Here is a 7,286-nt window from a genome sequence, read left to right as displayed (position 1 = left end):
CCCCCGCACCCTGGCCCTCGGGGGGCACCCCATCGGGCTGCATCTCCGGCTGGCTCACCCGGCACTCCTCTACGAGATCCCTGACTGTTCCCTGCGGGGCTGTTCCCTGCGGTGGCGCAACGTTGTCCGGCCGATGCGGTGGCACAAGTCCTACCGCCCAATGGGTGGCCCTGAGCGCCGTTTCACGGCTTTTCCGCCCGGAAGAGGCGCTTGATCAGGTATAGGAAGACGGCTGATCTCACTCGAAAGAGTGCTGGGGCGACGGCACCCCTGACCACGTAGGCTCGTTTCAGGCGGAAACCCCGCCTCGTGCACGCGCCCGTGCACCCGCTCGTGACCCGTAGGAAAGGGAGCTGATCGTGATCCCCGGTGGTGGCCAGCCCGACATGCAGCAGTTGCTCCAGCAGGCCCAGAAGATGCAGCAGGACCTCGCGGCCGCGCAGGAGGAGCTCGCGCGCACGGAGGTCGAAGGACAGGCGGGCGGCGGTCTCGTCAAGGCGACCGTGACCGGCTCCGGCGAGCTGCGCGGCCTGGTGATCGACCCCAAGGCCGTGGACCCGGAGGACACCGAGACGCTGGCGGACCTGGTGGTCGCGGCGGTCCAGGCGGCCAACGAGAACGCGCAGACGCTCCAGCAGCAGAAGCTCGGCCCGCTGGCCCAGGGCCTTGGCGGCGGAGGCATCCCGGGCCTTCCCTTCTAAGAAACCCCTCGGCCATCTACCGTACGTAGAGAATCGGCACCGTCCTTCAAGGACCTCAGGAAAGGCGTTCCGTTGTACGAAGGCGTGGTTCAGGACCTCATCGACGAGTTGGGCAGGCTGCCCGGCGTCGGTCCCAAGAGCGCGCAGCGGATCGCCTTCCACATCCTCCAGACGGAGCCCACGGACGTCCGCCGGCTCGCGCACGCCCTCCTTGAGGTGAAGGACAAGGTCCGCTTCTGCGCGACCTGTGGGAACGTCGCCCAGGAAGAGCTGTGCAACATCTGCCGCGACCCGCGCCGCGACCTCTCGGTCATCTGTGTGGTCGAGGAGCCCAAGGACGTCGTGGCGATCGAGCGGACCCGCGAGTTCCGCGGGAAGTACCACGTCCTCGGCGGGGCGATCAGCCCGATCGAGGGCGTGGGCCCGGACGATCTGCGGATACGGGAACTCCTCGCGAGGCTCGCGGACGGCACCGTCACGGAGCTGATCCTGGCGACCGACCCGAATCTGGAGGGCGAGGCGACAGCGACGTACCTCGCACGCATGATCAAGCCCATGGGCCTGAAGGTCACCCGCCTGGCCAGCGGACTCCCTGTCGGGGGAGATCTGGAGTACGCGGACGAGGTCACCCTGGGCCGCGCTTTCGAGGGGAGACGACTCCTAGATGTCTGACGCCACGCTGAACACCGTGACCGACAACCCGGACGACTTCGCGGTGCAGATCTCCGACCAGATCGAGAGCTTCATCGTCTCGGTCAGGGAGGTCGCGAAGGGCGACGAGCCGGACTCGGCGGTCCCCTTCCTCCTCCTGGAGGTCTCCCAGCTCCTGCTGGCCGGCGGCCGCCTGGGCGCGCACGAGGACATCGTCCCCGATGAGCGGTACGAACCCGACCTCGGCCCGGAGCAGGACGTCGACGACCTCCGGGAGCGCCTCGCGCTGCTCCTGGACCCCATCGACGTCTACTCCGAGGTCTTCGATCCGTACGAGCCCCGCAAGGCGCCCGTGCCCGCCCGTATCTCGGACGACCTCGCGGATGTCGTCGCGGACCTCTCCCACGGTCTGGCCCACTACCGCGCGGGCCGCACGACCGAGGCCCTGTGGTGGTGGCAGTTCTCGTACTTCTCGAACTGGGGCTCGACCGCGTCGGCCACCCTGCGCGCCCTCCAGTCCCTGGTGGCCCACGTCCGCCTGAACCAGCCCCTGGAGGACCTGGACGGCCTGGACACGGACGAGGACCTCGCCGAGGAGGCGCTCGCGGAGGAGGCCGGCAGGGTGATGGCGCAGGAGATCGCGGGCCCGCTGGGCCTGCACACGGTCAAGCCGGTCCAGTAGCCCCGCGCGGCCCGCTCTGTGAGCCGCCCCACTTTCCGGAGTGCAGCGCTCCACAGCGGGCATGTGCCAAGCCGAGCGACCGGAACGTCCGTCCCGACCAGCGGGAACGTACGCCTGTGACGATCATCTGGTGAGCAGAACATCTCACGATGTGATATCCACGAGGCGAATTTCGGCCGCTCGTTAAACTGAGCCGACCGCACAACGGATTGAGCGAGGAGCGCACGTGGGCCTTGTCGTGCAGAAGTACGGAGGCTCCTCCGTAGCCGATGCCGAGGGCATCAAGCGGGTCGCCAAGAGAATCGTCGACGCCAAGAAGAACGGCCATCAGGTCGTTGTCGTGGTGTCGGCGATGGGCGACACGACGGATGAGTTGATCGATCTTGCCGGGCAGGTATCGCCGATCCCTGCCGGGCGTGAATTCGACATGCTGCTGACCGCCGGAGAGCGCATCTCCATGGCGCTGCTCGCCATGGCGATCAAAAACCTGGGCCACGAGGCCCAGTCGTTCACCGGCAGCCAGGCCGGCGTCATCACCGACTCCGTCCACAACAAGGCGCGGATCATCGATGTCACCCCCGGGCGGATCAGGACCTCGATCGACGAGGGCAACATCGCCATCGTCGCCGGGTTCCAGGGCGTCAGCCAGGAGGGCAAGAACATCACCACGCTGGGCCGCGGCGGGTCGGACACGACCGCCGTCGCCCTCGCCGCCGCCCTCGACGCCGAGGTCTGCGAGATCTACACGGACGTGGACGGTGTCTTCACCGCCGACCCGCGTGTGGTGAAGAAGGCGCGGAAGATCGACTGGATCTCGTTCGCGGACATGCTGGAACTGGCCAGCTCCGGGTCCAAGGTGCTCCTCCACCGCTGTGTGGAGTACGCGCGCCGCTACAACATCCCGATTCACGTGCGCTCGTCCTTCAGCGGACTCCAGGGCACGTGGGTCAGCAACGAATCACCCTCCGAGCAAGGAGCCCGCAAGGTGGAGCAGGCCATCATCTCCGGTGTCGCGCACGACACCTCCGAGGCCAAGATCACGGTCGTCGGCGTGCCGGACAAGCCGGGCGAGGCCGCCGCCATCTTCCGCGCGATCGCGGACGCCGAGGTCAACATCGACATGGTCGTGCAGAACGTGTCGGCCGCCTCGACGGGCCTGACCGACATCTCCTTCACCCTCCCCAAGGACGAGGGCCGCAAGGCCATCGACGCCCTGGAGAAGACGCGCTCGGCGATCGGTTTCGACTCCCTGCGCTACGACGACCAGATCGCGAAGATCTCCCTCGTCGGCGCCGGCATGAAGACCAACCCCGGCGTCACGGCGACCTTCTTCGAGGCGCTCAGCGACTCGGGCGTCAACATCGAGCTGATCTCGACCTCCGAGATCCGCATCTCGGTCGTCACGCGCGCCGATGACGTCAACGAGGCCGTGCGCGCCGTGCACACCGCCTTCGGCCTGGACTCCGACACGGACGAGGCCGTGGTCTATGGAGGCACCGGCCGATGAGCCGAAAGCCGACGCTCGCGGTCGTCGGAGCGACCGGGGCCGTCGGCACGGTCATGCTCCAGATCCTGTCGCAGCACGCCGACATCTGGGGCGAGATCCGACTCGTCGCCTCTCCGCGCTCGGCCGGCCGCAAGCTGGCCGTGCGCGGTGAGCAGGTCGAGGTCCTCGCACTGTCCGAGGAGGTCTTCGACGGGGTCGACGTCGCCATGTTCGACGTGCCCGACGAGGTGGCCGCCCGGTGGGCGCCGCTCGCCGCGGCCAAGGGCGTCGTCGTGGTCGACAACTCCGCGGCCTTCCGGATGGACCCGGACGTCCCGCTCGTGGTCCCCGAGGTCAATCCGCACGCCGCGCGCGTGCGCCCGCGCGGCATCGTCGCCAACCCCAACTGCACGACCCTCTCCATGATCGTGGCCGTCGGCGCGCTGCACGCCGAGTTCGGTCTTCGCGAGCTGATCGTCTCCTCGTACCAGGCGGTGAGCGGGGCCGGCCGCGACGGCGTGGAGACGCTGCGCCGCCAGCTGAAGCTGGTGGCGGGCTCCGAGCTGGGCACGAGCCCCGGAGACGTACGCCGCGCCGTCGGCGACGACACGGGGCCCTTCCCGGAGCCCGTGGCGCTGAACGTCGTGCCGTGGGCCGGGACGCTCAGGGACGACGGCTGGTCGTCCGAGGAGATGAAGGTCCGCGACGAGTCCCGCAAGATCCTCGGCCTGCCGGGGCTGCGCGTCGCCGCCACGTGCGTACGGGTACCCGTCATCACGACCCACTCCCTGACCGTCCACGCCCGCTTCGAGGACGAGGTCACGGTCGACCGCGCGCGCGAGATCCTCGCCACCGCGCCGGGGGTCGTGCTGTTCGACGATCCGGCGGCGGGGGAGTTCCCGACGCCGGCGGACGTGGTCGGCACCGACCCGACGTGGGTGGGCCGGGTGCGGCGCGCCCTGGACGATCCGACCGCCCTGGAGCTGTTCGTGTGCGGGGACAACCTGCGCAAGGGGGCTGCCCTGAACACCGCGCAGATCGCTGAGCTGGTGGCCAAGGAGTTCACGGCGGGCTGAGCGGGGAGTCCGCGGCGGGCTGAGCGCGGCGCGCTCCGGCGTGAGCCCAACCAGTCCGTATGCCCCGCAAACCGATCGGTATGCGGCCCCAGAGCGAAGATCTTCGCGGCATCTGTGTAAGTTCTGTGTCCAACTCGGTGACCCAGCGCGCTTGAACTGGATCATCTCCGCGTTCGAAGATTCCCGTCCGATCACTGCAACCGGCAGCGGGGCGGGGGCGTCTTTAGCGGTCACCCTCAGGGGTGGCCTGAGCGCCGCAAAATTGGGGCATAGGGGAAGAGCTGGTACGCATGGGGGCATTTGATGCATCGTCACGAGCGATGCCCGCGCGACTCGCCGCAAACGCGATGCCGGATGCGTACAACCCTGACGGGGGGAAGCGTGTCCAACAGGCGTGGCAGAGGTACTCGACTTCACAGCGGTACAGGCGAGAGGCGCGGCAGCGCTGCGTCCCCCTCGTCGTACCCGCGCGCCCGGCGGCATGCCGGTGATCGCGCCCATGCCCGCGGCGCGGCCCGCCGCTCTTCCCGCGCAGCGCGAGGGCGCTGACGACACGATGACCGCGGGCACCACTGTCGACCATCTCACCGAGACCTACCGCGCCCACTACAGGTCGCTGCTCGGCCTCGCCGCGCTGCTCCTGGACGACACGGCGTCCTGCGAGGACGTGGTGCAGGAGGCGTTCATCCGGGTCCACTCCGCGCGCAAGCGGGTGCGGGACCCCGAGAAGACGCTCGCCTATCTGCGCCAGACCGTGGTGAACCTCTCGCGGTCCGCGCTCAGGCGGCGCATCCTCGGGCTGAAGCTGCTCTCCAAGCCGATGCCGGACATGGCGAGCGCCGAGGAAGGGGCCTATGACCTGCTGGAGCGCGACGAGCTGATCAAGGCGATGCGCGGCCTCCAGCGGCGCCAGCGCGAGGTCCTCGTGCTGCGCTACTTCGCCGATATGACCGAGGCGCAGGTCGCCGAGACCCTGGGCATATCCCTGGGCTCGGTGAAGGCGTACGGCTCGCGCGGCATCGCGGCCCTGAGGGTCGCCATGGAGGCGCCGGCATGAGTGAGCGCAAGCGGGACGAGCAGGGCGGACTTGAGCAGCATGGCGGGAACGGAAACGTGAACCACGGCCCCGAAGAAGAACCGGGCGGGCTCGGTTCCGACGAGCTGGCGCTGCGGCGGATGATGCGGCAGGCCGTGGAGGAGATCGAGCCGAGCGAGCGCTCCCTCGAACACCTGCGGCGCGCGGTCCCCGCCCGCAGGGCCCGCAAGCGCCAGGCCGTCGTCGGCCTCGCCGCCGCGGCCCTCTTCATCGGCACCGCGGTCCCGGCGCTGGTGCACGTCACCAACTCCGGGGGCGGCTCGGACGACCGGCCCTCGATCGCGGGCAACAGCCAGGAGTCGCAGGGCGGCTCCAGCCAGGGCAAGGGTCCCCACTCCGGCCAGAAGGACACCGGCAAGAAGCCCGGCAAGTCCAAGGAGAAGGACAAGAAGGACAAGAAGAGCAAGAAGGACGGCAAGGGCAAGGGCGGCACGGGCGGCGGCGGTACGGGATCGCCCGACCCCGGCGCCTCCGAGGCCGCCACCTCGCCCATCTGCTCCGCGGCCCAGCTCGGCGCGACGGGCGGCGCGGGCCCGGCGGAGGCCGACAGCAAGGTCTACGGCAGCTTCCGCGTCACCAACGTCTCCGACAGCAGCTGCACGATCGAGGCGGCGGGCGCGGTCAGCGCCACGGCGCAGGGCGCGGCCGACCCCGCGAAGGTCACGGTGGTGGACCATACGGCGGGCGACGCGGCGGGTGCCCTGCCCGACCCCTCGCTGGAGGCGAGCCCGCTCGTCCTGCAGCCCGGCGCGGCCTATGAGGTGCGCTTCGCCTGGGTGCCGTCGGAGACCTGCCCGACCAACGGCGGCGAGCCCACCCCCGACCCGACGCCCACCGAGGGCGGCGGCACCCCGGACGGCGGCTCGAACGACGGCCTGGAGCCCCAGCTGGGGCGGGCGGACGGCGGAGTGCTCGACGGCAGCGTCCTGGTCTCCCTGACCGCGGAGGCGGGCTCGCCCTCGGCGACCACGACAGTCCCGAACGCCTGCGCCGGGACGCTCTACCGCACGGGGATCCTGCCCGCGTCGTAGGCGGTGGGCCCCTCGGGGTCTAGGGGGCGGGCGCTTCCTTCGCGTCCGTCAGCAGGCCGAGCCGCGCGTCTCGGGCGACCTCCGCCTCGCGGCGGAACAGCCGGAACCACATGAAGACGACGAAGCCCGCGAAGACGAACCACTCGCCGGTGTAGCCGAGGTTCTGGAAGGCCTTGAGGTCCAGGCCGGTGTTGCTCGGCGCGCTCGCGGGGACCGCCTTCATGCCGGAGTCGCCCTTGTCGAGGGTGACCCAGGCGTCGTACACGTCATCGCGTACGAGGTTGACCAGCGAGGCCGAGCTGATCGCGCCCAGCTGGCCCCGGGGGAGCCCGCCGGCGGCGCTCACCCCGTTGGAGCCGGGGCTCTCGGAGGCCTGGAGGGCGCCCTCGACGGTGACCTCGCCCTTCGGGGCGGCCGGGGCCTTGGCGGCGCTCGCGTCACCGGGGAGCCAGCCGCGGACCACCGGCAGCGACTTGCCGCTCTCCGTGCGCAGCAGGGTCAGCACGTAGAAACCGCGCTTGTCGTCCAACTCCCGGTCGGGTACGAGGAGTTGCTCGCCGTAC

8 protein-coding genes are annotated in these 7,286 nt (G+C 70.0%); 7 read left to right on the top strand and 1 reads right to left on the bottom strand.

The annotated features are described in order from the left end of the window. Positions 1-359 precede the first annotated feature (359 nt). From GKQ77_RS23550 to GKQ77_RS23520, 7 genes are all read left to right on the top strand, one after another. Positions 360-701, top strand: coding sequence for a YbaB/EbfC family nucleoid-associated protein (locus GKQ77_RS23550; protein ID WP_219690922.1), 342 nt, complete (start codon positions 360-362; stop codon positions 699-701). A 72-nt stretch (positions 702-773) separates the two neighbouring features. Continuing rightward, positions 774-1,373, top strand: a complete 600-nt coding sequence (gene recR, locus GKQ77_RS23545) for a recombination mediator RecR (RefSeq protein ID WP_125514107.1) — start codon at positions 774-776, stop codon at positions 1,371-1,373. Beyond that, complete coding sequence (locus GKQ77_RS23540) at positions 1,366-2,034, top strand: DUF5063 domain-containing protein (RefSeq protein WP_219690921.1); 669 nt, start codon at positions 1,366-1,368, stop codon at positions 2,032-2,034. Before recR ends, GKQ77_RS23540 begins: the two co-directional genes overlap by 8 nt. Before the next feature lie 226 nt (positions 2,035-2,260). After that, the gene (locus GKQ77_RS23535) at positions 2,261-3,541 is read left to right on the top strand and encodes an aspartate kinase (RefSeq protein ID WP_125514109.1); all 1,281 of its coding nucleotides are present in this window, start codon (positions 2,261-2,263) and stop codon (positions 3,539-3,541) included. Then, a complete protein-coding gene (locus GKQ77_RS23530) occupies positions 3,538-4,596 on the top strand; it encodes an aspartate-semialdehyde dehydrogenase (protein ID WP_125514110.1) in 1,059 nt (352 codons plus the stop codon). The genes GKQ77_RS23535 and GKQ77_RS23530 overlap by 4 nt, the downstream gene beginning before the upstream one ends. A gap of 394 nt (positions 4,597-4,990) precedes the next feature. Then, positions 4,991-5,653, top strand: coding sequence for a SigE family RNA polymerase sigma factor (locus tag GKQ77_RS23525; RefSeq protein ID WP_219690920.1), 663 nt, complete (start codon positions 4,991-4,993; stop codon positions 5,651-5,653). Then, positions 5,650-6,723, top strand: a complete 1,074-nt coding sequence (locus GKQ77_RS23520) for a hypothetical protein (protein WP_258021823.1) — start codon at positions 5,650-5,652, stop codon at positions 6,721-6,723. Before GKQ77_RS23525 ends, GKQ77_RS23520 begins: the two co-directional genes overlap by 4 nt. A 19-nt stretch (positions 6,724-6,742) precedes the next feature. Here GKQ77_RS23520 and GKQ77_RS23515 read toward each other — a convergent pair. Then, positions 6,743-7,286: SURF1 family protein (locus tag GKQ77_RS23515; RefSeq protein ID WP_219690918.1), on the bottom strand; the 544-nt coding region annotated here is incomplete at its 5' end.

It is taken from the genome of Streptomyces anatolicus (genome assembly GCF_019400875.1).
GTDB classification, from domain to species: Bacteria; Actinomycetota; Actinomycetes; order Streptomycetales; family Streptomycetaceae; genus Streptomyces; species Streptomyces anatolicus.
This window is presented reverse-complemented; position numbering and strand designations above follow the sequence as displayed.